Origin of the sequence: Pantoea sp. paga (assembly GCF_007558755.1) — a bacterium.
In the GTDB taxonomy this organism is placed as follows: domain Bacteria; phylum Pseudomonadota; class Gammaproteobacteria; order Enterobacterales; family Enterobacteriaceae; genus Pantoea; species Pantoea agglomerans.
This window is the reverse complement of sequence record NZ_VLTF01000001.1, coordinates 447887-473674: the sequence shown is the minus strand read 5'-3', so window position 1 is coordinate 473674 and position 25788 is coordinate 447887. Positions and strand designations below refer to the sequence as shown.

General features: G+C 55.3%; 20 protein-coding genes and 1 pseudogene. 6 read left to right on the top strand and 15 right to left on the bottom strand.

Features of this window, described 5'->3' with window-relative positions:
• Positions 1–10: 10 nt before the first annotated feature.
• The 5 genes from pdeR to FOV68_RS02205 form a co-directional block, all read right to left on the bottom strand.
• Positions 11–1996 (bottom strand): cyclic di-GMP phosphodiesterase, encoded by a 1986-nt coding sequence (gene pdeR / locus FOV68_RS02225; RefSeq protein ID WP_010244518.1) that lies wholly within the window; start codon positions 1994–1996, stop codon positions 11–13.
• Between the two features lie 159 nt (positions 1997–2155).
• Positions 2156–2446: a YbdD/YjiX family protein gene (locus FOV68_RS02220; RefSeq protein ID WP_143990255.1), complete on the bottom strand. Its 291-nt coding sequence runs from the start codon at positions 2444–2446 to the stop codon at positions 2156–2158.
• Entirely contained in the window at positions 2439–4508 is a 2070-nt protein-coding gene (locus FOV68_RS02215; protein WP_039386305.1) for a carbon starvation CstA family protein, read from the bottom strand. Before FOV68_RS02215 ends, FOV68_RS02220 begins: the two co-directional genes overlap by 8 nt.
• 201 nt (positions 4509–4709) lie before the next feature.
• Positions 4710–6644: an exoribonuclease II gene (locus FOV68_RS02210; protein ID WP_039386307.1), complete on the bottom strand. Its 1935-nt coding sequence runs from the start codon at positions 6642–6644 to the stop codon at positions 4710–4712.
• Between the two features lie 112 nt (positions 6645–6756).
• On the bottom strand, positions 6757–9060 hold the full coding sequence (locus FOV68_RS02205; RefSeq protein ID WP_143990254.1) for an FdhF/YdeP family oxidoreductase: 2304 nt from the start codon (positions 9058–9060) through the stop codon (positions 6757–6759).
• A gap of 261 nt (positions 9061–9321) precedes the next feature.
• On the opposite strand from FOV68_RS02205, the gene FOV68_RS02200 reads away from it, so the two are divergent.
• The 4 genes from FOV68_RS02200 (at position 9322) to FOV68_RS02185 (ending at position 14610) form a co-directional block, all read left to right on the top strand.
• Positions 9322–10908, top strand: a complete 1587-nt coding sequence (locus FOV68_RS02200) for a PTS transporter subunit EIIC (protein ID WP_083067936.1) — start codon at positions 9322–9324, stop codon at positions 10906–10908.
• Between the two features lie 186 nt (positions 10909–11094).
• On the top strand, positions 11095–12639 hold the full coding sequence (locus tag FOV68_RS02195; RefSeq protein ID WP_039386313.1) for a methyl-accepting chemotaxis protein: 1545 nt from the start codon (positions 11095–11097) through the stop codon (positions 12637–12639).
• A 151-nt stretch (positions 12640–12790) separates the two neighbouring features.
• The gene (locus tag FOV68_RS02190; protein ID WP_031591569.1) at positions 12791–13522 is read left to right on the top strand and encodes a YoaK family protein; all 732 of its coding nucleotides are present in this window, start codon (positions 12791–12793) and stop codon (positions 13520–13522) included.
• Positions 13523–13713: 191 nt separating this feature from the next.
• On the top strand, positions 13714–14610 hold the full coding sequence (locus FOV68_RS02185) for a LysR family transcriptional regulator (protein WP_031591567.1): 897 nt from the start codon (positions 13714–13716) through the stop codon (positions 14608–14610).
• 4 nt (positions 14611–14614) lie between these two features.
• On the opposite strand, the gene FOV68_RS02180 is transcribed toward FOV68_RS02185, so the two are convergent.
• The 5 genes from FOV68_RS02180 to sapC form a co-directional block, all read right to left on the bottom strand.
• Positions 14615–15727 carry an oxidoreductase gene (locus FOV68_RS02180; protein ID WP_143788955.1) on the bottom strand — a complete coding sequence of 371 codons (1113 nt, stop codon included), beginning with the start codon at positions 15725–15727 and terminating at the stop codon, positions 14615–14617.
• Positions 15728–15944: 217 nt separating this feature from the next.
• On the bottom strand, positions 15945–16733 hold the full coding sequence (gene fabI / locus FOV68_RS02175; RefSeq protein WP_143990253.1) for an enoyl-ACP reductase FabI: 789 nt from the start codon (positions 16731–16733) through the stop codon (positions 15945–15947).
• Positions 16734–16874: 141 nt separating this feature from the next.
• Positions 16875–17678: a putrescine export ABC transporter ATP-binding protein SapF gene (gene sapF / locus FOV68_RS02170; RefSeq protein ID WP_031591565.1), complete on the bottom strand. Its 804-nt coding sequence runs from the start codon at positions 17676–17678 to the stop codon at positions 16875–16877.
• Between the two features lies 1 nt (position 17679).
• The gene (sapD, locus tag FOV68_RS02165; RefSeq protein WP_010244553.1) at positions 17680–18675 is read right to left on the bottom strand and encodes a putrescine export ABC transporter ATP-binding protein SapD; all 996 of its coding nucleotides are present in this window, start codon (positions 18673–18675) and stop codon (positions 17680–17682) included.
• Positions 18676–19566: a putrescine export ABC transporter permease SapC gene (sapC, locus tag FOV68_RS02160; protein WP_010670235.1), complete on the bottom strand. Its 891-nt coding sequence runs from the start codon at positions 19564–19566 to the stop codon at positions 18676–18678.
• 174 nt (positions 19567–19740) lie between these two features.
• Here sapC and FOV68_RS02155 point away from each other — a divergent pair.
• A pseudogene (locus tag FOV68_RS02155) lies at positions 19741–20021 on the top strand (Arm DNA-binding domain-containing protein); the annotation flags it as partial.
• A gap of 68 nt (positions 20022–20089) precedes the next feature.
• Here FOV68_RS02155 and FOV68_RS02150 read toward each other — a convergent pair.
• Positions 20090–20293, bottom strand: coding sequence for a hypothetical protein (locus FOV68_RS02150; protein WP_010244562.1), 204 nt, complete (start codon positions 20291–20293; stop codon positions 20090–20092).
• A 582-nt stretch (positions 20294–20875) separates the two neighbouring features.
• Here FOV68_RS02150 and FOV68_RS02145 point away from each other — a divergent pair.
• Positions 20876–21253 carry a helix-turn-helix domain-containing protein gene (locus FOV68_RS02145; RefSeq protein ID WP_255473578.1) on the top strand — a complete coding sequence of 126 codons (378 nt, stop codon included), beginning with the start codon at positions 20876–20878 and terminating at the stop codon, positions 21251–21253.
• 236 nt (positions 21254–21489) lie between these two features.
• On the opposite strand, the gene FOV68_RS02140 is transcribed toward FOV68_RS02145, so the two are convergent.
• The 4 genes from FOV68_RS02140 to sapA form a co-directional block, all read right to left on the bottom strand.
• On the bottom strand, positions 21490–22380 hold the full coding sequence (locus FOV68_RS02140) for a hypothetical protein (protein ID WP_143990252.1): 891 nt from the start codon (positions 22378–22380) through the stop codon (positions 21490–21492).
• A gap of 295 nt (positions 22381–22675) precedes the next feature.
• A complete protein-coding gene (locus tag FOV68_RS02135; protein ID WP_061703915.1) occupies positions 22676–22882 on the bottom strand; it encodes a hypothetical protein in 207 nt (68 codons plus the stop codon).
• Positions 22883–23034: 152 nt separating this feature from the next.
• Positions 23035–24000: a putrescine export ABC transporter permease SapB gene (gene sapB, locus FOV68_RS02130; RefSeq protein ID WP_010244573.1), complete on the bottom strand. Its 966-nt coding sequence runs from the start codon at positions 23998–24000 to the stop codon at positions 23035–23037.
• Positions 24001–25623 (bottom strand): ABC transporter substrate-binding protein SapA, encoded by a 1623-nt coding sequence (gene sapA, locus FOV68_RS02125; protein WP_143990251.1) that lies wholly within the window; start codon positions 25621–25623, stop codon positions 24001–24003. It lies immediately after the preceding gene.
• Positions 25624–25788: the final 165 nt, after the last annotated feature.

Sequence of the window (25788 nt, the reverse complement as noted above, 5' to 3'; positions counted from 1 at the left end):
TGAATTAGCGTTAAACGCGGGCAGGATGCTTAGCCAGCCAATGCCCAAACTGTTCCGCGGGCATTGGTTTTGCGTAGTAGTAGCCCTGACGCCCATCGACACCACTATTAAGGACAAACTTCTCTTCATCCGGGGTTTCAATACCCTCTGCAATCACCTGCAAATCGAGCGCCTTGGCGACGGCGACGATAGCTCGTACCAGCGATTGTGAGACGGGCTGTTTATTAATATCGCGGATAAAGCTTTGGTCGAGCTTAATGGCATTGATCGGCACACGTGCGAGCTGAGAAAGCGACGAGTAACCGGTGCCGAAGTCATCCAGATGAACCTGTGCGCCCAGCTCCTGAAACTGCTTCATCAGCCGCAGGGCTTCAGCTTCATTCTCTATCAGGCAGCTTTCTGTGAGCTCAATATCGATAGGACAGTCGGTGATATTCGCCTCATGCAGCGCCTGTTTCAGGTCAGTATAGATGCTTTGATCAATCAGCTGACGTGCCGACACGTTGACGGCGACGCGCAGAAAAATGCCCTGCTGGCGCCAGACGATAATCTGTTTCAGCACATTGAGCATGACCCAGCGTCCAAGCGGCACAATCAGCCCCGACTCTTCGGCATAGGGAATGAAATCAGCGGGGGAGACCAGGCCGCGCTCGGGTGAGTTCCAGCGTACCAGCGCTTCGGCACTGCGGACTTCACCATCACTGTCGATTTTCGGCTGGTAATGCACCAGCAGGTGATCCAGCTCCAGCGCCTTACGCAGATTTGTGTCCAGCCACAGGTATTCAAAGACCCGCTGGTTCATCTCTGCCGCAAAAACGCAGAACTTGCCGCGACCATTCTCTTTGGCGTGATACATCGCGGTGTCAGCATTGCGAATAAGGCTCTCGCGATCTTCACCGTGCAGCGGCGCGAAAGCGATCCCGATAGAGCAGCCGCTGTACACTTCGATCAGTCCGATACGGAAAGGCTGACGCAGCCGCTCAAGAATGCGGGAGGACATCGCCTCCAGCGCAGCCTGGCTGGTATGCTCAGCCAGCACCACAAACTCATCGCCACCCAGCCGGCCCAGGGTCTGGTCTTTACCCAGACAGCTAAGAATCGCCAGTGAGACCGCCTGCAGTAACTGATCGCCGAACATATGACCGTAGGCGTCGTTCACTTTTTTGAAATTATCGAGATCGAGGTAGACCACGCCGGTCTCATCGCGCTCAGATCGCTCCAGCGCCAGGCTAATCTGTTGATGAATTGCGTTGCGATTAGGCAAACCGGTCACCGTATCGGTGTTTGCCAGCACCCGGAGGCGTTCCTGGGCGCGTCGCTCCTCGGTTATGTCGGTGCCAGAACAGATGAGGAAAATTTCATTTTTGCCACTGCCGCTGTGAACAAACTTATTACGAAACAGAAACAGTCGCTGACCTTTTTTGGTTTTAACCCAGCGCTCAACCTCATAGGAGTTGCCGTCACGGAAGAAGCCCGCGATGTTGCGTCGTGACTGAGAAGCCTCCTGTTTAGTCATAAAGAGCTGAAAGACGTTACGGCCAATAACCTCATGCTCATTCAGACCGGTATATTCTTCACTAAGACGGTTAAAACGCTGAATATTGCCGCGCTGATCGAGGATCACAATCACCGAGTTGGCTTCAGAAACCACCTGTTCGGCGAATGAAAGACCCAGGGTTAAGTCGCGGGCGACCGCTGAGGTATCGCCCCAGGCAGAAGCGGTTCCTGCCCATGTCGCCTGGTTCACTTTGCGTCCGACAAAATGCATCGGAACATCAATGCCCTGCAGCGTCATAGTCAGATTGATGCTTGAAGTGATGACCGGCATCGCGCGTATCATGGCTGCCTGGCCGGGGGTTAACGGCAGGGCGATATTAGTTTGTGACGACTCATCTTCGGCAAAATGCAACGCATCGCTGTCCGCGGTCAGACGCCAATGAGGGCTGGTTGTACCGAAAAGGGTGTACAACAACGTTTGCCCTTGTTCATCGGTCATGGAAACTTCCTCCGGGAAGTGCTCTGCAGGCGTTATCTCATTATTTTAGCAACAGTATTCATCATCTGACGCCAGCACAAGATGCAAACCGAATATATTTTCCCATCCAGATAAGAATGGCACAAAAAAGCCCCGACTATGCGGGGCTGTTTAGTGCGGTCAGCAGGGACATTTACCCAGTTTGCCTGCCTGGCTGGGGAAGCGGGCATCCAGACAATAACGGTGGAAATCGCGCTCATTCATCGGCGGCTGAGCGGGATGATGCAGTCGCATATGCTGCAGATATTTTTGATAATCCTGCACCCCGACCATTAAGCGAAAACACTGTTGCAGGCCGCGCCAGAATCCCCGCCAGCTGAATGCCTGTGGCTGTGGGGCGGCGGCAGGCTGGCAGCGGATAATCTGCCACTCTCCCTGCGGACGCTGGGACTGATGAACAGCATCAGACATGACGCACCTCCTTGTTGCGCAGCGTCACAACGGACTCATGCGTAGTAGGAAGATCGCTGCGCAGCGCCCGGCGAATGACAAAGAACGCAGAGATGAGCATCGTGACCGCCACCAGCATAAAGAAGGCGCACAGGGCTGCATTAATCTGATTGCTGAAGACGATAGTCTGCATATCCGCCACGCTTTTTGCCGGGGCGATGATCACCCCTTCATCCAGCCCTTTACGGAACTTATTCGCCTGTGCCAGGAAGCCGATCGACGGTTTTTCATGGAAGATTTTCTGCCAGCCGGCAGTCATCGAGGTGATAAACAGCCAGACGGTTGGCAGGATAGTTACCCAGGCGTAACGCTGCTTTTTCATTTTGAACAGCACTACGGTGCCGAGGATCAGCGCCATGGACGCCAGCATCTGATTGCCGATACCAAACAGCGGCCACAGGGTGTTAATGCCGCCCAGCGGATCGACCACACCCTGATAGACAAAGAAGCCCCAGCCCGCGACCGCCACGGTCGTGCCGGCCATATTGCCCAGCCAGGAGCGGTTATTCGCCATAGAAGGCACCACGGTGCCCACCAGATCCTGCACCATAAAACGGCAGGCGCGGGTACCGGCATCGACCGCCGTCAGAATGAACAGCGCTTCAAACAGAATGGCGAAGTGATACCAGAAGGCCATCATCGCCCGACTGTTAAAGATCTCGGTAATGATGTGGGCCATCCCCACCGCGAAGGTTGGCGCGCCGCCTGCGCGGGACAGGATCGAGCCTTCACCCACATCACGGGCGATGCCGCTCAGCATTTCCGGCGTGACGACAAAGCCCCAGCCGTTGATCACCTGAGAGGCGCTTTCAACGGTGGTACCAATCAGCGCAGCCGGGGAGTTCATGGCAAAGTAGACGCCCGGATCGAGCACCGAGGCACAAATCAGCGCCATGATCGCCACAAAGGATTCCATCAGCATCGCGCCATAGCCAATAAAGCGGATATGACTTTCCCGCTCCACCAGTTTTGGCGTGGTGCCGCTGGAGACCAGCGCATGGAAGCCGGAGATGGCACCGCAGGCAATAGTAATAAACAGGAACGGGAACATCGCGCCGGAGAAGACCGGGCCGGTGCCGTCGATAAATTTGGTGACCGCCGGCATTTTCATCTCTGGCATGGCAAAGACAATCCCCACCGCCAGCCCGACAATCACGCCGATTTTAAGAAAGGTCGAAAGGTAGTCACGCGGAGCCAGCAGCAGCCAGACCGGCAGCACGGAGGCAATAAAGCCGTAGATCACCAGCACCCAGGTCAGTGAGGTGCCTTTCAGGGTAAAGAAGGGCCCCCAGTAAGGATGCTGGGCTACGTCACCGCCATAGATAATCGCCGCCATCATCAGCACAAAGCCAATCAGTGAAACTTCGGCGATTTTACCGGGCCGGATAAAGCGCATGTAGACGCCCATAAACAGCGCAATCGGAATGGTGGCCGCGATGGTAAAGAGTCCCCACGGACTGTTCGCCAGCGCCTTGACCACTACCAGCGCCAGCGCCGACAGAATAATGATCATGACACCCAGCGCGCCGAGCATGGTCACCACACCGGCAAACGCACCCAGCTCCTGCCGCGCCATCTCGCCCAGTGAACGGCCATCACGACGGGTCGAGATAAACAGGATCAGGAAATCCTGTACTGCACCCGCCAGCATCACCCCGACCAGGATCCAGATGGTGCCCGGCAGAAAGCCCATCTGCGCCGCCAGAATCGGACCCACCAGCGGGCCGGCACCAGCGATAGCCGCAAAGTGATGGCCAAACAGCACCCATTTATTGGTCGGGACATAATCGAGCCCGTCGCTCAGCCGCTCGGCAGGCGTCATCCGGCGGTCGTCCAGTTCGAAAATATTGCGGGCGATAAACAGGCTGTAGAAGCGATAAGCGATGCTGTAACAGGCGACAGCGGCTATCACCAGCCAGACTGCGTTGACGTGTTCGCCGCGGCTGAGGGCCAGCATGGCGAAAGCGCCCGCGCCGATTAACGCCACCACTAACCAGATCGCACTGGTTTTGACGTTTTTCATGACTAACTCCTTGTGAGGACCGAGAGGAAAGCGATCGAAAACAACGAGTCAAACTTAATGTAATGGAATGTAAGTGAAAGTTAATCAGTGGAGAAGTGTGAAGCGGGGTACAAATTTAACTTTTTTGCAATGCGGGCGGGGCGGAAACAGGCGGGATAACCGGAGTTATCCCGCCCGATTGACTGCTCAGGACATTACTACTCAGACGGCAGGACGTGCCACGACGCTGCGGGTTTCCATGCGGACTTCGGCGATGGTGACATCAATCACATCGGTCACACGGTAAACCACTTCGCCTTTGATCTGTACGCTGCCATTTTCCTGGCTGCAAACCAGCTCATCACGCACCGCGTGAATGAACGGAGCCGGGATAAAGGCGACCGCGCCAAACTCCAGCAGGCGAACACGCATGCCACCACGGGACACATCGATAATCTCGGCGCTGAAGCGACGGTCGGTGGCTGCAAACGGCGCCAGATAACGGGCGTAGAGCCAGTCGCCCACATCGCGTTCCGCCATGCGGTTCAGGCGGCGGCGTTCACTCATTGTCACCGTCAGCGCATCATCCGGACGAGCGATCTGCTCACCGCGAATAATCGCTTTCAGCAGACGATGGTTGATCATGTCGCCGAACTTACGAATCGGTGAGGTCCAGGTGGCGTAAGCCTCAAGTCCCAGGCCAAAGTGCGGGCCAGGCTCGGTGCTGATCTCAGCGAAGGTCTGGAAGCGACGGATCCGGCTGTCGAGGAACTGGGTCGGCTGGGCATCAAGCTCACGACGCAGCACCCGGAAGCCTTCCAGCGTGGTAATTGCCTGCGCATCCACGGTAATACCATGGTTGGCCAGCACGGCGGCGGCCTGTTCAGCATTGGTGGCATCGAAACCGGCATGGACGTTGTAGATACCAAAACCGAGACGGTCACGCAGCACTTTCGCCGCGCAGACGTTGGCCAGAATCATAGACTCTTCGACAATGCGGTTAGCGATGCGGCGCGGTTCAGCCACGATCTCCAGCACTTCACCTTTTTCACCCAGCAGGAAGCGGTAATCCGGGCGATCTTTAAACACCAGCGCGTGGGTCTGACGCCATTCGCTGCGCGCCAGGCAGAGGCGATGCAGCAGGCGAATCTGTTCAGCAATCGCTTCACTTTCCGGCTGCCATGCGCCGCTGTTTTCCAGCCAGTCAGAGACGTCGTCATATGCCAGCTTGGCTTTGGATTCGATCCAGGCGGCAAAGAACTCAACGTCATCACCTAAGCTGCCATCGGCTGCCACGGTTACGCGGCAGGCCAGGGCCGGACGGCGCACATTCGGACGCAGCGAGCAGACATCATCAGAGAGTTCGCGCGGCAGCATCGGGATGTTAAAGCCCGGCAGGTAGTTGGTAAACGCACGCTGCGCCGCCAGCTTATCGAGCTGACTGCCTTCCGGCACATAGGCGGTAGGGTCGGCGATAGCGATAGTCAGACGCAGGGCGCCATCGTCCAGGGCTTCCGCAAAGAGCGCATCATCCATATCCTGGGTGCTGGCGCTGTCGATGGTAACGAAATCCAGCGCGGTCAGATCTTCACGCGTCAGATTTTCATCCAGCATCTCGCCAAAACTGACATCGGGCGCTTCACGCTCAAGGTTATGACGCGACAGCGTCACCCACCACGGCGCCAGATGGTCATCAGCTTTGACAATAAAATCGGTAAGTTCGGCATAAAAGCCGCGATCGCCTTTCAGCGGATGGCGACGCATCTCCGCCACGGCCCAGTCACCATTTTCAAACTCATGGCTGACATCGCGCGCAGGGCGACACTGGATCGCATCCTTCAGCAGGGGATGATCCGGCACAATCGACAGGCGATCGTCTTTCTTCTGTACCCGGCCAACAAAGCGGCTCAGGAACGGCTCAACCAGGGTTTCCGGCTCAGCGCTTTCGCGATCTTTATCGCTGTGGATCACGGCGGTGATACGATCGCCGTGCATCACTTTCTTCATCTGCGGTGGCGGAATGAAGTAACTTTTTTGCGCATCGACTTCCAGAAAGCCGAAGCCTTTTTCAGTGCCTTTTACGACGCCTTCAGCACGAGGCGTTTGCGAATGGAGCTTCTCTTTCAGCTGCGCGAGCAGCGGGTTATCCTGGAACATAATTTTTACGTTTCGTTGGCTGATTGCGGCTGACAGTTTTACGCGAATCGACGTCGCGCGGCAAGGCAAAAAGCCGGACGAGCCGGCTTTTTAGGGGGGAGTGAAAGGGCTGTCAGGCGATGCGCTGATCGGCCAGTGCCTCAGAGAGTTCCAGCTTCACCGGCACCGATTTTGAGGTCGGTGTACCACTGTCATCACCAAAGCTGTTCAGCGGCACCAGCGGGTTGGTTTCCGGATAATAGGCCGCCAGGTTACCGCGCGGAATATTGTAGGGAACCAGTTTGAATCCACTGACGCGACGGGTAATGCCATCATTCCACAGCGTTTCGATATCGACATTCTGGCCTTCAGTAAAGCCCAGGTCTGCCATATCGTCCGGGTTGATGAACACCACTTCACGCTGACCAAACACGCCACGGTAACGGTCATCAAGGCCGTAAATGGTGGTGTTGTACTGGTCGTGCGAACGCAGCGTCTGCAGGGTAAAAGGCACGTCCTGATCAAGATTCGGGAACAGTGAGGTCGGCAGCGCCGAGGCGTTGAACTCCGCTTTCTGGCTCGGGGTATTGAAGCGCAACTCGGCTGCTGCGTTGCCCAGATAGAAACCGCCCGGGATATCGCATTTGGCGTTAAAGTCGGCAAAGCCCGGGATCGTCGCGGCAATGTGCTCACGGATCAGGTTGTAATCACCCGCCAGCTCGCGCCATTTCACTTTTTCATCACCCAGCACCGCCTCGGCGATACCGGCAACAATCCAGGTCTCTGAACGCTGTGTTTCCGCCAGCGGAATACCGATCCCTTCAGAGGCGTGCACCATGCTGAAAGAGTCTTCCACGGTAATAAACTGATTGCCGGTGGCCTGCAGATCGCGCTCGGTGCGGCCCAGCGTCGGCAGAATCAGCCCTTCGTGACCCGGCACCAGATGGCTGCGGTTCAGTTTGGTGCTGATATGCACGGTCAGACCACAGCGTGACATCGCCTCTTCGGTGCGTGGTGAGTCGGGTGCGGCCGCTGCCAGGTTGCCACCCAGCGCGATCAGCACTTTCACTTCATCGCGCAGCATCGCGTTCAGCGCTTCCACGGTGTTGTGGCCTGCCGCACGCGGGGGCTCGAAATTGAAATGATTCCCCAGCGCATCCAGGAAGGCTTTCGCTGGTTTCTCATCAATGCCCATGGTGCGGTTGCCCTGCACATTACTGTGACCGCGAACCGGGCAGAGGCCTGCACCTTTTTTACCCAACTGGCCAAACAGCAACTGCAGGTTGGTGATCTCGCGCACCGTGTCGACAGAGTGTTTGTGCTGGGTGATGCCCATCGCCCAGGTACAGATCACCCGGTCAGCGCTCTGGTAGATCGCCGCGGCTTCACGGATCTGCGCCTGCGTCAGGCCCGACTGCGCCACAATCTGCATCCAGCTGGTGTTATCCACGGCGTCGAGATACGCCTCAATGCCGTTGGTTTTAGCATTGATAAAGGTTTGATCGAACAGGCCGCTTTCACCAGCCGCCAGACGCGCGCGATGAGTTTCCAGCAGGGATTTCACCATGCCGCGCACCGCCGCCATATCACCGCCCAGGTTCGGCTGGTAATAGGAGGAGCTGATGTTGCCTGCTTTCGAGGTCACCACTTCCAGCGGTTTCTGCGGATCGGCAAAACGTTCCAGACCGCGTTCACGCAGGGTATTAAAGGTGACGATTTTCGCACCGTGATCGGCAGCGTGACGCAGGCTGTGCAGCATACGCGGATGGTTAGTGCCGGGATTCTGACCGAAGACAAAAATGGCATCTGCGTGGTCGAAATCATCCAGACGAATGGTGCCTTTACCGACGCCAATGCTGCGCTTCAGGCCGGTGCCGCTGGCTTCGTGGCACATATTGGAGCAGTCAGGGAAGTTATTGGTCCCCATCAGGCGACCAAACAGCTGATAGAGCCAGGAGGCTTCATTGCTGGCGCGACCGGAGGTGTAAAGCTCCATCTGATCCGGATGATCCATCGCCTTGATGTGCTGCGCGATCAGCGCAAACGCGTCCTCCCAGCTGATGGGCTCGTAGTGGTCGGTTTCCGCGTTGTAGCGCAGCGGATGGGTCAGACGTCCCTGATACTCCAGGAAGTAGTCACTCTGGGTATAGAGCGTGGTCACGCTGTGTTTGGCGAAAAAGTCGGTGTCGACCATCCGGCGTGTCGCTTCCCAGGTCACCGCTTTGGCGCCGTTCTCGCAGAAGCTGAAGGTACTTTTATTGTCATCACCCCAGGCACAGCCCGGACAGTCAAAACCGCGTGCTTTGTTCATGCGCATCAGGTTGCGCATATTTTTCAGGGCCGCTTTGCTGTCAAGAACGAAACGCGTGGTGGCTTCCAGTGAACCCCAGCCGCCCGCTGCCGCGCGATAGGGTTTGATTTGGCGTTTAAATTTCATATTGAGTGCAGGCTTTTTATAGTAGGAATTATTGTTTGGTGTTTGTTATCAGGTTATAGCCTGATGGTGAAAGGAAGTCTGCAGCTATCCTCAGACCTTGTCTAATTGATTGACTTAATGGTGCGATAGCTGGCGTTTATCGTGCATAAGCCAGAAATGTGATGCTGGTCAGATTTTACCCGCCTTTAACCTGCTGATAACGGGAGTTCTCCCGACAACAGGCTAATACTTGCTGTTCACAATCAGAAAGGGCGCGACTCCATGAAACAGCTGACCAGCCAGATTCATGCATTTGGCAAAGCGTTGATGATGCCAATCTCGGTCATCGCTGCCGCCGGTATCTTCCTTGGGCTGGCGGCGGCCATGCAGAACCCGGCGGTCACCGGCGATGCCTTTGCGCAGATGCAGGTGCCGCAGTTAATTATCGGCTTCATTCGCAAGGTTGCCGGAGCGCTATTCGCTAATCTGCCGGTCTTCTTTGCGGTAGCGAGTGCCATCGGACTGGCGAAAGCGGAAAAACCTACCGCCGCCTTTGCCGCGGTGATTGGCTATATCGTGATGAACGTCGGTATCAGCGCGACGCTGGCGGCCAAAGGGATCACCGCCGCTACTACCACACCAGCAGCCCTGCAGCAGGCGGGGATGGATCAGACCACCGCCATGATGACCTCGGCGGAATATATCAACATGCTGGGCGTCTTTACCTACAACATGAGCGTACTGGGCGGGGTGATTGCCGGACTGATAACGGTGGCGCTGCACAATCGCTTTTATACCCAGCAACTGCCTACCGCGATCAGCTTCTTTGGCGGACGGCGTTTTGTGCCGATTGTGACCGTGGTCTGTCTGCCACTGATCGGAGTATTGCTGGCGCTGATCTGGCCGACCATTGGCGACGGTATCGCCTGGATTGGACAGATGATTGGCAAAAGCGGGCAGTATGGCGCTTTTCTGCTGGGGGCCTTTGAGCGCATCCTGATCCCCACCGGCCTGCATCACATCCTTAACGAAACCGTGCGTTTCACGCCTATTGGCGGCATGGCGGTGGTCGATGGTCAGACCGTGGTTGGCGCACTGAACATCTTCAACGCGTCGCTGACTCATCCGGGATCGATCCCCGATGAGACGCTGCGCACGGCCACGCAGTTTCTGGCGCAGGGTAAGATTCCGGTGATGATGTTCGGCCTGCCCGCCGCGGCGCTGGCGATCTATCACACTGCCCGACCCGAGCATAAACAGCGGGTCAAAGCACTGGTCATGGCAGGGGCGCTGACCTCCTTCACCACCGGCATCACCGAACCGCTGGAGTTCTGCTTTATCTTTGTCTCTCCGGTGCTCTATCTGCTGCACGCTTTCCTGACCGGCCTGTCGTTTATGCTGATGTCGATGCTGCATCTGATGATTGGCAACGTGCAGGGCGGTGTTATCGACCTGGTGGTGTTCGGCATGCTGGGTGGGGCAAAAACCCACTGGTGGTGGACGCTGGCACTGGGCGTGATCTATGCGCCGATCTACTACTACGCTTTCCGGCTGGTGATTACCCGGATGAATGTTGAAACGCCGGGCCGTGAATCGGAGGATGAGAAACCGCAACAGGTCACCGCGGATGAACGGACTCAGGTCATTATCAGCGGGCTGGGCGGGCAGGCCAATATCGAGGATGTCGATTGCTGCTTTACCCGGCTGCGCGTACGGGTCAAAGAGATGAATCAGGTGGTCGATCAGACGCTGATGAGCACCGGTGCCAATGGGGTCAATCGCGTCAGCGAGCACGACATTCAGGTGATCTACGGCCCGCAGGTCGAGAAGATCGCCAACGAGGTAAAAATGGCGCTGGGCGTCGCTTAACGGCAGCCTGTTTTACTCTTAGTCATGACGCTAACCGCCCGACGTCCGTGGGCGGTTAGCCCCTGTTCCCCGGAGCGCTCCGCCCGCTGCCGTCCCGCTTATTGTAACTAAAAAAAGCCCAGCCCTAATGGGCCGTACCTTTCTGCCGATATAGCGACTAATCCTCTTACTTTACGGAACACCGCGATGTCGTTAAAAAAATCCTCCCTGATTATCTTCTCCTTTCTGCTGGCGCTGTTTCTCACCAGCGTGGCAATCAGTACCTGGCTGCTGATCCAGAGCAATCACTCGCTGAATGCGGTTAACAAAGAGATCCGTGTGGTGCTCTCGGTGATTGACCCCATCAACCACAGCCGCACGCTGCGTGTGCGTCTGATGGAGTACATGAAGGAGATTGAGGGCAGTGACGCAAACAATCCCGCCACGCTGGACAGCGTTCGTACCGTGGCCAGCAAAGCGGATGCTGCATTTCAGGCCTATATGAACGCGCCGCGTCTGCCGGGCGAAGAGGCGGAAGCCGACGCCTATAGCCAGGCTTATCTGGCCTATCGTCAGCAGGGTTTACAGCCGTTGATTGAGGCGGCAGAAGCGCACGATCAGGTGCGCTTTAAAAATCAGATCGCCACCGTGGTTCGCCTTGACCGTCAGTATGAAATCATTCTGGACCGGGTGCTGGCTCAGCATGAAACCTACGCCAAAAAGCTTAACAGCGATGCACAGAGTCACTTCACCTCCGGCATTACTCTGCTGGGGCTGTTTGGCGTGCTGTTTTTCGCCATCATCGTCGCCATTTACATCTTCATGAAGCGCTATGTGCTTTCGCCGATCAATGATGCGCAGGAACACTGCAAGCTGATTGCAGCGGGCGTCCTTGATACCACGGTGCCGGTCAAAGCCGGTTCGCGCAGTGAGATTCAGTTGCTGATGGGCTCGCTGGAGCAGATGCGCAGCGCGCTCACCGCCATTATTCTCCAGGTGCGCGATTCAACCCGCTCAGTCTCCACCGCCTCTCAGGAGATTGCGGCGGGCAACATCGACCTCGCCTCGCGTACCGAACAGCAGGCTGCCGCGCTGACGGAAACCGCTGCCAGCATGGAGCAGCTGGGCGCAACGGTGAAACAGAACACCGAAAACGTCTTTGAAGCCTGCCGCCTGACCAGTGAAGCGGTGAAAAACGCGGAAAGTGGCGAAAAAGTCTCGCAGGAAGTGGTGACATCGATGGCGCTGATTAATGCCAGCTCGAAGAAGATCGAGGAGATCACCACCGTGATCGACAGCATCGCCTTCCAGACCAATATTCTGGCGCTGAACGCGGCAGTCGAAGCCGCCAGGGCGGGTGAGCAGGGTCGCGGTTTTGCTGTGGTGGCAGGGGAAGTCCGTAATCTGGCCCAGCGCAGCGCTACCGCAGCCAAAGAGATTGAGGGGCTGATTGCGGAATCTGTTTCGATCATTCATGCCGGTTCCGATCAGGTCAGCCGGACCGGTGAGGCGATGAGCGCCATTATCTCCTCAGTCAGCCGCGTGAATCTGCTGATGGAGCACATCTCAACCGCTTCTGATGAACAGAGTCGCGGTATCGGTCAGATTGAGCAGGCCGTTACCGAGATGGACAGCGTCACACAGCAGAACTCGGCGCTGGTGCAGGAGTCTGCCGCGGCATCTGCCTCGCTGGAAGAGCAGGTGCAGTATCTGACGCAGTCGGTCTCCACCTTCCGTCTGGCAAACAGTTAATCAGGGCACTCCGCGCTGAGTTTATCCAGCGCGGAGGCCTGAGTCCCGATGCTGAGTAATGCCCGGCAAAGAAGGGAGAGTTTGATTCAGTGCCTTGTGGCGCAGGGCTAATCGGCGGATTATAAGGCTTTCCAGTAAAAATGGGGTAGTCATGCTAATCAGCACGGAAAGTGCCCGCAGCAACAGCGCGGATACCCGACTGGCCTGTACGCTTGCCGCTGCCGCAGGCGCACTGAATACCGCAGCCTTTGAGATCGTCGGTTTTTTTTCAGCCAACATGACCGGAAATGTCTCGCTGCTGTCCGATCACCTGGCAAAAGCGAATCTGGGGCCTGGCCTGTTTTTTCTGTCGATCGTTCTTCTGTTTATTGCGGGTTCCATGTGTTCAACGCTGATCATTAATGCCGGGCACCGCAGAAATATCCGCACCATCTATGCCTTTGTCATCCTGATTGAGGGCAGCGCGCTGATTGCACTGGGTGTGATTGAAAATCACTTTCCGCCGCGGTCACCTGGTGTCGTGTTAATCATGAGCCTGAGTTTTTTAATGGGGTTGCAGAATGCGGTGGTGACGCGGATCTCCAATGCCCGCGTTCGCACCACCCATATCTCCGGCACGGCGACCGATATCGGGATTGAGCTGGCAATGCTGTTTGAGGTGCTGCGGCGTAAAGCGTCACCGAAAGAGGCGCCGCTCTATCTGAGCCGGCTGCGACTGCACTGTCTGACACTGCTTTCTTTCCTTGCTGGAGGGATAGCCGGAATCGGGCTTTACCGACTGCTCAGCTACGATTTCCTGCTGCCCGTAGGGTTTGGGTTAATCTGTCTGGCCCTGAATGCCATCTTTACTAAGCCAGCAAAACAACAGGGCGCGATGATTTAAGTGCGCAACCCTCACTGATGCTTAAACCAGGGCGGCGCGGAGTCCTGATTTCATCGATCCGCCTGTGCAAATGAACCGTGCGGTTAAAACATCCGAGCCTGCGCGGGGTAACATTCAGCCTTATACTCTGGTTGATCCTGCGAACGAGACAGTAATGCGAACAGCCTTCAACCTGCTGATGGATAATTAACATCGACATTAAACAATTGATTTATTTATGTAACCTGGAGCGTGAACGCCATTTCGGGCGGGCCGCGGAAGCCAGTTTTGTTACACAGCCAACCCTCTCTATGCGCCTGAAGAATCTTGAGCGCGAGCTGGGCCTGCCGCTGATTAACCGCAGCAATAATTTTGCCGGATTTACCCCAGAGGGCGACCGTGTGCTGGCATGGGCGCGGGAGATCGTTTCGGTCTATCAGGGGCTGAAGCTGGAAGTGGAATCGCTGAAGCATGGGGTGAACGGCACGCTGCGGGTTGGCGTGGTGCCGCAGTGCAGCATGGCACTGCCGCTGCTGCTGAAAGCGGTGCAGGCGCGTTATCCTCAGCTCGACTATCGCATTGCGGTACTCAGTGCTGACCAGTTGCTGGAAGCGCTCAACAGCCACACCGTGGATGTCGGGATCGGTTTTTTCGAGATGGCAACACTGCGTGAACTCCATTTTCAGACCGAGATGCTGGCAGATCGGGGCGTTGAAGCCATATTCCATCCCGACCATTTTCCTGAGCTGGTGGGGGAAACCGCGCTAACGCTTGATGAAGTGGCACAACAGCCGCTCTGCCTGGCGGAGCCGACGCGTTATTTCCGGCGTTATCTCGATATGGCGTTTCGTGAAGCGGCGCTGGTGCCCCGGGTGATCGTGGAGAGCGCCTCTGTCATGCAGCTGATGCAGTGCGCGCAGGTCGGCCTGGGGCTGCTGGTGTCGCCGGTCGGTCATCTGCTGGCCGCTTCATTACAGGGGCTGCAGCAGCGCGCCATCACGCTGCCGCCGATGGCGCGCCAGGCGGCGCTGGTCATCGCTGAGCCTGGCCGTGCCACACCGCTGGCACAGCACTTTTTCGACGAAGCGCGCGGTCTGCTGCCGGTTTAGCCGGCTACTGCGATTCGCCCAGTGCGTAAAACAGGCGGCTGTTCCAGTTGCCTATGGCAACACTCTGCATCAGCGCGAACAGTGCATCAGCCTCCCAGCCCGCCTCCATTAGCGGTTGCAGATGGGCCGCGCTGAAACGCTCTGGCGAACGGGTCAGCTGCGCCGCCAGCGCAATAATCTGCTGCTCCTGCTCTTTTGCCCCCGCATCATCCACGCCCTCTATTAACATCTCATTTCCGGCCAGCAGCCGGAACGCCCAGCGACTGCCCAGAATCCGGGCGGCCGTCGCTTCTGCCAGGGTATTGTCCTGAGTGAGATGCTGACGCAGTTGCGCCCAGCCATAGAGCACCGAGGGATCGTGGGCCAGCAGCCATACCGCGTCCTGCATTCCCGGCAGTGACTGACAGCGGGTAATAGCAGCGAGCTGCTCAGCACTGGCATAACGCAACTCCAGTGGTTTCAGCACCGGCTGCCAGCGGGCAGGCTGATCAAAACCTGTGGCCTCAGCATCGGGTGGTGCAGTGCTGCCGGGCAGCCAGCGTACCGGCTGGGCCTGCAGCGCCTGTAAACCGGCGACCACCCGCGCCTGATAACTGACAAAGCCGATCACCTGATTCAGCGTCACAATATCAGGCTCTGTCAGGCCGACCGCATCCAGGGCGGTGATTGCGCTGGCGCTGATCAGCTCAGGCTGCATCGCCAGCTGGCGTGCATACTGCGTAATCTGGGTCAGGCGATTATTACTTTCACGTGAGGAGTCGGGCCCGGGCAACGGATTGAGACGGGCAGAGTAGTGATTACACAGCCGCTGTACACCCGCCACCTGCGCCACCGTCAGCGCCGTGCTGAGGCGATCGTAAAGCGTTAAGGTGTGTGTGAGCGTGGTGACGACGCGATCGGGAAACAGCAGCTGTGCCAGATCGCGCGCCGCCAGCAGGGCCGGCTGATTGGTGCGCAGCAGTGACTGCACCACGTTGTCATCGGCGTAACATCCCAGCAAAAAGCGGTCATCAATATGGGCGGCCTCTGGCACCAGCGGTGCGGCCTGTGAGGTACGTGGACTGGTCTGGCTCTCGTAAAACCAGTGGTTATGGCCCGGATAGCGGCGTTGTTCCATGATCAATCCTTTTGCAAATTCGGGTTCGGTATGCAGGCGGCAGAATCTGAAAATGTGCATAAACCGAAGGGCAGGCTTATCGTCGCTGATGGCCAGTCCGGGGCAAAAGATTGATCGGTGATAATTAATAGCGTTACGGTATAACGGCAGCGAAATCAGGCAGGAAGGGCGAGGCGGGAGCAAAGAGAAGGGCGAGTCAGGCTCGCCCTTACAGAACTTATTTCAGTTCCAGTTCGTTCATTGCGGCGATGCTGAAGCCGCCATCAACGTGTACCACTTCACCGGTGATGCCGCCAGCCAGGTCAGAGCAGAGGAATGCTGCTGAGTTGCCGACATCTTCGATGGTGACAGTACGGCGAATCGGGGTGACCGCTTCGCAATGTGCCAGCATCTTACGGAAATCTTTGATGCCTGATGCTGCCAGGGTGCGGATTGGACCGGCAGAAACGGCGTTAACACGCACGCCTTCCGGGCCCATGGCGTTTGCCATGTAACGCACGTTGGCTTCCAGCGACGCTTTCGCCAGACCCATCACGTTGTAGTTCGGGATCGCGCGCTCAGCACCCAGGTAAGAGAGGGTCAGCAGCGCAGAGTGTGGATTCAGCATCTCGCGGCACTCTTTGGCCATCGCGACGAAGCTGTAAGCACTGATGTCATGCGCGATTTTAAAGCCTTCGCGGGTAACGGCGTTCACGTAGTCGCCAACCAGCTGCTCGCCAGGGGCGAAACCGATAGAGTGAACGAAACCGTCAAATTTCGGCCAGGTTTTTGCCAGTTCAGTGAACAGAGATTTGATGCTCTCATCTTCGGCTACGTCACATGGCAGCACGATGTCTGAACCCAAATCTTTGGCAAACTCTTCCACACGACCTTTTAATTTGTCGTTCTGGTAGGTGAAACCCAGTTCTGCGCCCTGTTTGTGCATCGCCTGTGCAATACCGTAGGCGATGGAAAGTTTACTGGCAACGCCAGTAATCAGAATGCGCTTACCGGAAAGAAAACCCATAGCTGTAATCCTTATGGTCATTGTAGTTGGCGGCCGCATGGTTAAAAAGTAAGCGACCGACGTTAATCGACGTGCGGATTCTAGCACGTCTCTCATAAATCAGGTAAATCGCCCCGCAATTTCCGCGATATGCAGCAAAAATCAACGCTCTCGTCGCCAGGCTTCGGCACTCAATGCTTCGCCAAAGTGGCTGCTGATCAGTCGTCGGGTCAGATCGTGCAGCGGGGAGGCCAGCACATCAGCGGTGCCGCCGCGCTCGACCACTTCGCCCTGATGCATCACCAGCACTTTGTCGCTGATGTGCTTCATCATTCCCAGATGCTGGGTAACATAAATGTAAGCGATCCCATGCTTCTCCTGCAGTTCCAGCATCAGATTCACCAACTGGGAACGCATCGTCATATCCAGCGAGGCCAGCGCTTCATCAGCCACAATCACTTTGGGTTGCAAAATCAACGCGCGGGCCAGACCCAGTCGCTGCTTCTGACCCGGTGCCAGCATGTGCGGATAATAGCCGGCGTGATCGCGCAGTAATCCCACCTGACGCAGGGTGGCGATAATGCGCTTTTCGCGTTCCTCCGCGCTAAGATCGGTATTGAGCCGCAGCGGGAACTCCAGAATCTGGCTGATACGCTGACGCGGATTCAGTGAGGTTGAGGGATCCTGGAAAATCATGCGGATGCGCTGACTGCGATAACCATAATCGCCAAAGGTCAGCGGATGATCGTCTATCAGAATCTCACCTTCGGTAGGGGCGACCATGCCGCTGAGCATCTTCGCCAGCGTGGACTTGCCGGAGCCATTTTCGCCGATTATTGCCAGCGTCTGCCTCTCGCGTAGGGTAAAACTGACCGACTTCACCGCCTCAACGTGCTGACGGCGGAACAGGCCCGTACGATAACGGAAGGTTTTACTCAGGTTGCGCACTTCCAGCAGAGTCTCCATGCTACTGGCCCTCCATATTCAGCGGGAAATGACAGGCGTAGAGATGCGTTTTGCTGCCGGTGAGCCGTGGCGTTTCAATACATTTGCGCTGCGCGTAGGGACAACGTGGCCCCAGACGACAGCCAATCGGCAGGCTCTCCAGCGACGGGATCGCTCCTGACAGGGTATTGAGACGGCTTTTGTGCGGCAGGGATCGTCCAAAATCGGGCATCGCCCGAATCAGCGCCTGAGTATAAGGATGGTGCGGCGTACTCATTAAATCTTCGCTCTGGGCGGTTTCTACCGTCTGACCACAGTACATCACGTTGATGCGGTCCGCCCACTGGCTCATAGTGCGCAGGTCATGACTGATCAGCAGAATGGTGGTGTTGTTGTTCTGGTTGAGACGGCTCAGCAGGCGGAAAATCTGCGCCTGCGTCGTGGGTTCCATGGCGTTCGTCGGCTCATCGGCAATCAGCAGACGCGGCTGATTAGCCAGCGCAATCGCGATCATTACTTTCTGGCATTCGCCTTCGGTCAGCTCATAGGGGAAGCTGCGCATAATATCTTTGTGATCTTTAATGCCGACGCGATGCAGCAGTTCGATGGCGCGGGTTTTGCGCCAGAACCAGAAGCGTTTGAGCCACGGACCTTTATACGTCCAGCGCGGGATCACCTGCATCAGCTGACGACCGATGCTTTCAGAGGGATCCAGACAGGATTGCGGCTCCTGAAAAATCATCGAGACGTTATGCCCGATAATGCGGCGGCGCTCGCGCGACGACAGGCGCAGCAGATCCACATCATCAAACACCATGCGATCGGCGGTGACACGCCAGTTATCGTTAGTCACGCCGCAGATCGCCTTAGCAACCAGGCTCTTACCGGAGCCGGACTCACCGACCAGACCACGGATTTCACCTTCGCCCAGCGTCAGATTGACGCGATCGACCGCTTTGACCGGCCCGTCAGCGGTCATAAATTCAATGGTCAGATTACGGATATCGAGTAACGGCATTTATTCCACTCCCGCTTCGACGGCGCGACGGATGCCGTCACCGAGCAGGTTAACAATTAATACGCTGACCATCAGTGCCACACCCGGCAGCATAACGGTCCAGGGGGCGACGTAGATCAGCTCCAGCGAATCACCCAGCATCGCTCCCCATTCGGGCGAAGGCAGTTGCGCGCCCAGGTCGAGAAATCCGAGGGCGGCAATATCCAGAATCGCCATCGACAGCGCGCGGGTAATTTCGGTGATCAGCAACGGTAAAATATTAGGCAAAATGGCGTAGCGCAGGATGTTGCGGCCTCTGGCACCGTCCAGACGTGCCGCCACCACATACTCTTTTTCCAGCTCATCATGCACGGCACTGTAAATCTCGCGCACCAGACGTGGAATCAGCGCCAGCCAGACCGCCAGCAATGCGTGCTCGAGTCGTGGCCCGAGAAACGCCACCACGATAATCGCCAGTAACAGCGACGGAATAGAGAGCAGGGTGTCCAGAACGTGGTTCATCACCGCCGAGCGTATGCCATGCGTCATGCCCGCCAGTACGCCCAGCACCAGCGCGCCGAGCGTGGCGAACAGCGTCACCAGAATCGCCGAACCCACCGTCGGGCCCGCACCGCTCAGCAGGCGGCTCAGCACATCCCGACCCAGATCGTCGGTGCCGAGAAAGAAGGAGACATCGCCGTAGTGTGACCAGGACGGTGGGAGCAACTGATAACCCAGGAACTGCTGATCTATATCGTATGGCGCTATCAGCCCGCCAAACAGGCAGAGCAGCAGCAGTGCGCCAAAGCCATACAGCCCGACCATCGAAATCGGGTTGCCATAAAAATGGTGCCAGCTCTGACGAAACGCGCTGGGCAGGCGTTTTTCGGCGTAGATATTATCGGAGGGCATAAGCTTTCACTTTATTGTGCTTGAGTTCGGACAACGTTTCTTTATAAAAATCATTCATATCAGAGGGTTATCCTGATGGCATGCTTTATCTTTCTTTATCATGGCTGACTCTGAGTAGCGTTAATTTATGTGTTTTGTGTGCTTCTCTGCGTAGACGCAAAGAAGATGTCCACATTGCAGACAGACACTAAGCTCAGGAAAGCGCTGGGTAAGCGCCGCGACAAAGCAGAGGTTATCTTCGACTCGTCCGGACTGAATGTCAGGCTCTCCCTTTGAGGCAACGTGACATTTTTCTACCGTTATCGCTGGGAGGCTTAGCCCGTCAGCTGTCTACAGGGGATTATCCGTCGATATCCCTGTTACAGGCAAGGAAACGGCGTCAGCAATTTCGACTCTGGATTGCAAAGGGTTATGATCCGAGTCGGCACATCGTCCTGAACAGAGTGAAAAAAGTCATATTCACCTCCGGATAACAGGCAATAAAAACCGCCCTGTTGGGCGGCGGATTAGATCTTAGCGGAGGCTATGCTGGCCGGACCCTGGCCTTTGTCGGGTGTCCATCAGGCCCGTCGTCATGGGTGTGGTCAGGATCCGGCTCAATGATAACGATATAATCTTTACCTATCCCATCGCGCGTTAACGTCACTAAATCTCCGGCAACGGGTTTGGTGTCAAACTCATGTTCCTCTTCAACGCCGGTATCTTCAAAAATTACAGCGAATTTCATTTTTCGTCCTCTTTCTGATAAACCGCGTCGTTACCGCGAGGTTTGTTGCTGACGCTTACATAAAGAATTTTAGCCTATCCTGAAAATATCAGGCATCTCAGTGGATTACTTCATGCCGATATTATCCGCGATTACCGGCTGGCTTCAGGTGTCCCGGTGTTCAGACCGCTGCGGACGCATACCCGCCTGGCGGTTTCAGGTGCAGACGCTCTACGCGACTAGCTCAGTACTGAAACCCTGCCGCAACCTGCACAGGAAATTGTTCATGATGCTGCATGAGTAATACACCGTAGATCACCCACAGAAGACGGATAATCCAACACCTAAGAGGTTCGCCTTAACAGAGATCACTTTTTGTGCAGCATTGACAGATTCTTCATCATTTCCTGATTGTTCATTGATGACTTGGTGGGATAGTCGCGTCCTGAGTGGGAACTCTTTACTAAAGGAGATAAATCGGTGGCGAGAATAGAGTAAAAAAGCTTAGAAAAGAAACGTGTAAACGATCAGTTTATAATTAAATTTAGTGCGGCAATGAGTTACCTTTAAAAGGTACTGCAAAAAACGCAAAAGGGGGATGGCATGACAGATAAAAACTTCTTTAATGCATTAACAGAATGGATTGATGATCATGCGGATGAAAAAATAAGCCTGGATAAAGTGGCTAAAAAAAGTGGATATTCAAAATGGCACCTCAACAGAATGTTCACAAAACATTGCGGAGTCAGCCTCGGGAAATATATTAATAACACCAGAATGCAGGCGGCCTCGCTGAGCTTAAGGTTTACTGAAGCCACTATTGCAGAGGTGGCTGATCAGTTCAACTACGACTCACAGCAAACGTTCACTCGCGCCTTCTCACGACATTTTGGTATGCCTCCTGGCATCTGGCGAATTACTGATGCTGCAAAAAAATCAGATAAAAAATCTCTCTGTTTCCCCAGCGATGACGCCATTTGAGGCAGCGGTTGATAGCTTACATAATGCCGTAGGTTTACCTGATTGCATCCTCAGAGAAGTATTATCAACAGGACGGCTGGGAAGGAGAGTGATGCATAAAAATTAAAATCGGCCCTGAGATTAAACGTTTTATCTTCAAACAGCCTTCGTTGGTGCCTGGCATTTCATGATTCGGCGGTTTTGTGCTTATTTCCAGCCGCTCCGTTGCAGAAAATAAGCCAGCCTCTACTGAAAGATTAAAAAATTGTTTTTCCCGTGGAGTGCGCATCCGCCCAGCGAAGCTTATACGTCCACTCTTTATCAAGTGAGCCGATGGAAAGCCTCATCTCCTTGCCCGTCTGCTTACAGTAGTCCCTTGCCGCACCAATGTTTTTCCACATAAGTAAACTACCCGGACTAAGGTCCGAATATTTCGTGTTAACGCCGCCGTTTGGCACATCAAAATAGATGATGTGTTCACTCTCAGCCATGAAGAGCAGATCCATCGCGCAGGGCTCGTTCCCTACAAAAAGAATATAGCCGAAGAGCATCCTTTTCATGGCATTGATAAGCGTGATCAGGTTCTCCCTGGAATAACAGGTTACGCTGTCAGAAAAACGGGATTTAAAAAGGAAGATATAATAGTCTGCCAGCTCTTCAGGGCTGAATTGATTCATATCACAGCAGCGACCACCCGCACGTATGAACCGGTTGTATTCGTTGCGGCGATTTTTTTCTGTTTTAACTGAATAGCTCTCTTTTACAAAGCATACTTTATTTTTTCGGGCAAAAGAAAAGTTAAAATTTATGAAGTTGTGCTTGTTGAAATGTGACATTTTATTGGTTTTTTCAGGGAAAAGCATCGAGGCATTTTTAGCCGCCGGCACCATGATCTCATCATAGGATAGCGGGAATTGTTTCCATTGATCGACACCTATCCGTGAGTGATCCAGCAGGGCATACGCGGCAGTATAGCCACCTTGCTTTTCTTTATGAAAATACGTTGTCTCATGACCTGTGCGAGATGAGAAAAACCTGATCACGTCAGGATGCATATTAACACTCCCGCCAAAACGGTTAAAACAGTGCTCATAAATGTCAGCGTCGGATTTTTCCCAGCCGTAAAGTATTCTTTTGAAGTGGCTCATATAAAATGTTAAACCTGATAGTTGTTCTGATAAACCGAGTTAAAAAGATGGCTCCTGAATGTCAGCCGCCCTGGGCTATTTTTTTCTGTCACTAACTCCGGACAGATATCTCTGCTGTGACATTGTAGTCAGGGCATTATGCATTTTTTTTATCAACGCAAAGGCAAGGAAATATCAAGAATCTATCAAGCGATGTCGTTTTAATTGCTTTATATTTGTGAGGGCTGCCTGACATTTATATCAAGTTTATCTGAGTTACCCGCGTAATAGCCTGACCGGGTGACTTCATTTTCTCTCAGACAACCCGCTGGCTCTGTTCCCGGCGATGCTTGTGATAATCCTCATCACACTCGCTTGAACAGAAAGCAGTTTCAGCCACTACGGGCTCATCTTTACACCAGATGCATAAGCCGTTTGGGCTTTTAAGTCTGGTCTTACGAGCTGCCAGAGAGGCTGCGAGATGCGCTTCTTCACGCTCCTGTGCCAGATCAACTTCATCCATAAATGTTCATCACCTCATCAATTTTTTCGCTTCGAACTTAAATCGGTTTCTGCAGGACAATTATTTGTGTACATCAATGCCTGCTTTCAGAACGACTTCTGAAAGAGAAAATTCATATGTTTATTTTATGTTTTGCCTAAGTGCCCTGAGCGTTAGCGCAGGGCATACCATTCCTTATGTTTCAGCGGATTCATGGCCGCACCAATCACGTCAGAAATCACATTGACCAGAATCACCAGCCCGCCAATCACCATCACGCCAGCGGAGATCGCCGCGTAATCCTGCTGGCGAATCGCGTTGATCAGCCAGCGTCCCAGACCCGGCCAGTTAAAGACCATCTCGGTGATCATCGCCAGCGTCAGCATGGTGGAAAATTGCAGGCCCAGACGTGGGATCACCGGCGGCAGCGCATTATGCAGCACGTGGCGGCGGATCACGGTAAACGGCGAAAGACCCCGCGTAGCCGCCGCTTTGACATAATTTTTGTCCATCACGTCGCTGGTGCTATTACGCAGCAGGCGGATGACTTCCGTCGTCGGTGCCATCGCCAGCACCAGCACAGGTAAAATCAGGTGGTTCAGGACGCTGATTATCATCTCATGTCGCCAGGGCGAAGGACTCATCCAGGCATCAATCAGCGCAAAGCCAGTGACACTCTGCACCGGATAGAGCAGGTCGTGACGACCGGACACCGGCAGCCAGCCCAGCGTCAGCGAGAAGAACAGCGTAAGCAACAGCGCCAGCCAGAAAATTGGCGCAGAAAAGCCAATCAGCGCCAGTGCACTGATGGTTTTGTCCTGCCATTTATTGCGCATCACGCCGGCACAGATCCCCAGCGGGATCCCGACCAGCAGCGCGAACAGAAACGCCAGAATGCACAACTCCATGGTGGCCGGGAAAACCTCACGCAGCTGCAGGCCAATCTCCTGACCGTTGGTGCTGGAGACGCCGAAATCAAACTGCAGCATCCCTTTAAACCAGAACCACCAGGCGTCCGAGAGCGCCGCGCCTTCCAGCGGGGCGTCAGGCGTAAAGTAGCTCAGGCTGAAGCTCACCAGCGACAGCAGAAACAGGGTAATGATCAGTAGCAGCAGGCGCCGCAAAATATAGATAATCACTTACTTTTCCTTATCGCGTTCACGATAAACCCCGGCAAACGAGGCGTTGCCAAACGGACTCAGGACCAGCCCTTTAATATCATGACGAAACGCCTGCAGTCGCAGAGAGGATGCCAGCGGCAGCACCGGCAACTCCTGCGCCAGAATCTGCTGCGCTTTGTCATAACTGTCGATGCGGCCAGAGAGTTGTTGTGATAACAGCGCATTCTGCAGCGTTTCGTCAAAGGCCGGCGAGCACCAGTGCGCGTAATTGGTCTGCGAGCGAATCGCTGCACAACTGAGCAGCGGCCGGAAGAAACTGTCGGGATCGTTACTGTCGGTGGCCCAGCCTGACAGTGTCAGATCATGATTCATCGCCATCAGCTGCGCCTCCTGAAAACGGCCCTCTACCGGCACTATGGTCAGCCGGACGCCGACCTGCGCCAGATCCGCCTGCAACAGTTCGGCGGTTTTCAGCGGGCTGGGATTCCACGACTGCGACGCAGCAGGCACCACCAGCCGCAGATGCAGATCGCTGATGCCCAGAGCCGCCAGCGCGGCACGGGACTTCGCCGGATCATAGCTGGTAATGCGGGCATCATTATCATATGCCCATGAGGCGCGAGGTAATATCGAGGCGGCGGTTTCGGCGGTGCCGTAATAGATGGACTCCATCAACCGCTCATTGTTGATCGCCAGCGCCAGCGCGTGCCGTACCTCAGGGCGGTCGAGCGGCGGCTTGCGGGTATTAAAGGCCAGATAGGCGATATTCATACCGGGACGCAGTGTCATCCGCAGGCGCGGGTCATCGCGCAGGATGGTGAGCTGGCTGGCCGCGGGATAGGCAAGCACGTCACATTCACCGGTCAGAAGCTTGGAAAGCCGCCCGGTGCCGCCCGAGCCGAGATCGATCACCGCCTGTTGCAGACGCGGCACCCCTTTCCAGTAGTGAGGATTGCGCGCCAGGCGGATGTACTGACCGGTGCGGTATTCGCTGAGCTGATAAGGACCGGTGCCAACCGGTTGTCTGTCCATCTCTTCCTGCCGACCCTGCGCGGTAAGCTGGTCGGCATACTCTTTCGACAGCACTGGCGCATAGTGGGTCGCCATGTGCCACAGGAACGACGCATCCGGGCTGTTTAACCTGAACTCAACCGTCCTGTTATCAATTTTCTTCACGCTCTGCACGGAGTCGGAGAATTGCAGACTGTCAAAGTAGGGATAGTTGCCGCCATTGACGTTGTGCCAGGGGTGATTGCGGTCAAACATTCGGGCGAAGCTGAACACGACATCGTCGGCGTTCAGTGCACGGGTGGGGCGGAACTGATTCGTCTGCTGGAACTGCACGCCGCTGCGCAGATGAAAGCGATACGTTGCGCCGTTATCGCGCACTTCCCAGCTGGACGCCAGATCGGGCTTGAGACGATAGGTGTAAGGATCGACATCCAGCAGGCGGTCATAGAGTTGTGCCGCCAGCGTATCGACAGTCAGCCCGCTGCTGGCCATCTGCGGATTAAAGGTGTTCAGCGTGCCGCTGACGCAATAGACGAAGCCGGTCTGGCGGATATCACCCGCAGGCGCTGACCACGCAGGGGCACTCAACACGCTGAGACTTAGCAACAGCGAACATAATAGTTTTGACATAGAACTCAACGATTTTGAGGCATTAAACAGAGTGTATCGCAAAGCGGGCATTGTCCCAAAACCTGCAACCGCTGCCAGACTGATTTTCATCATCGCGGCGGTATAAAGAGCGTACAGAAGGTGTGGTAATGAGAAAAATTCTCAATAACATGTTTACAGATGATA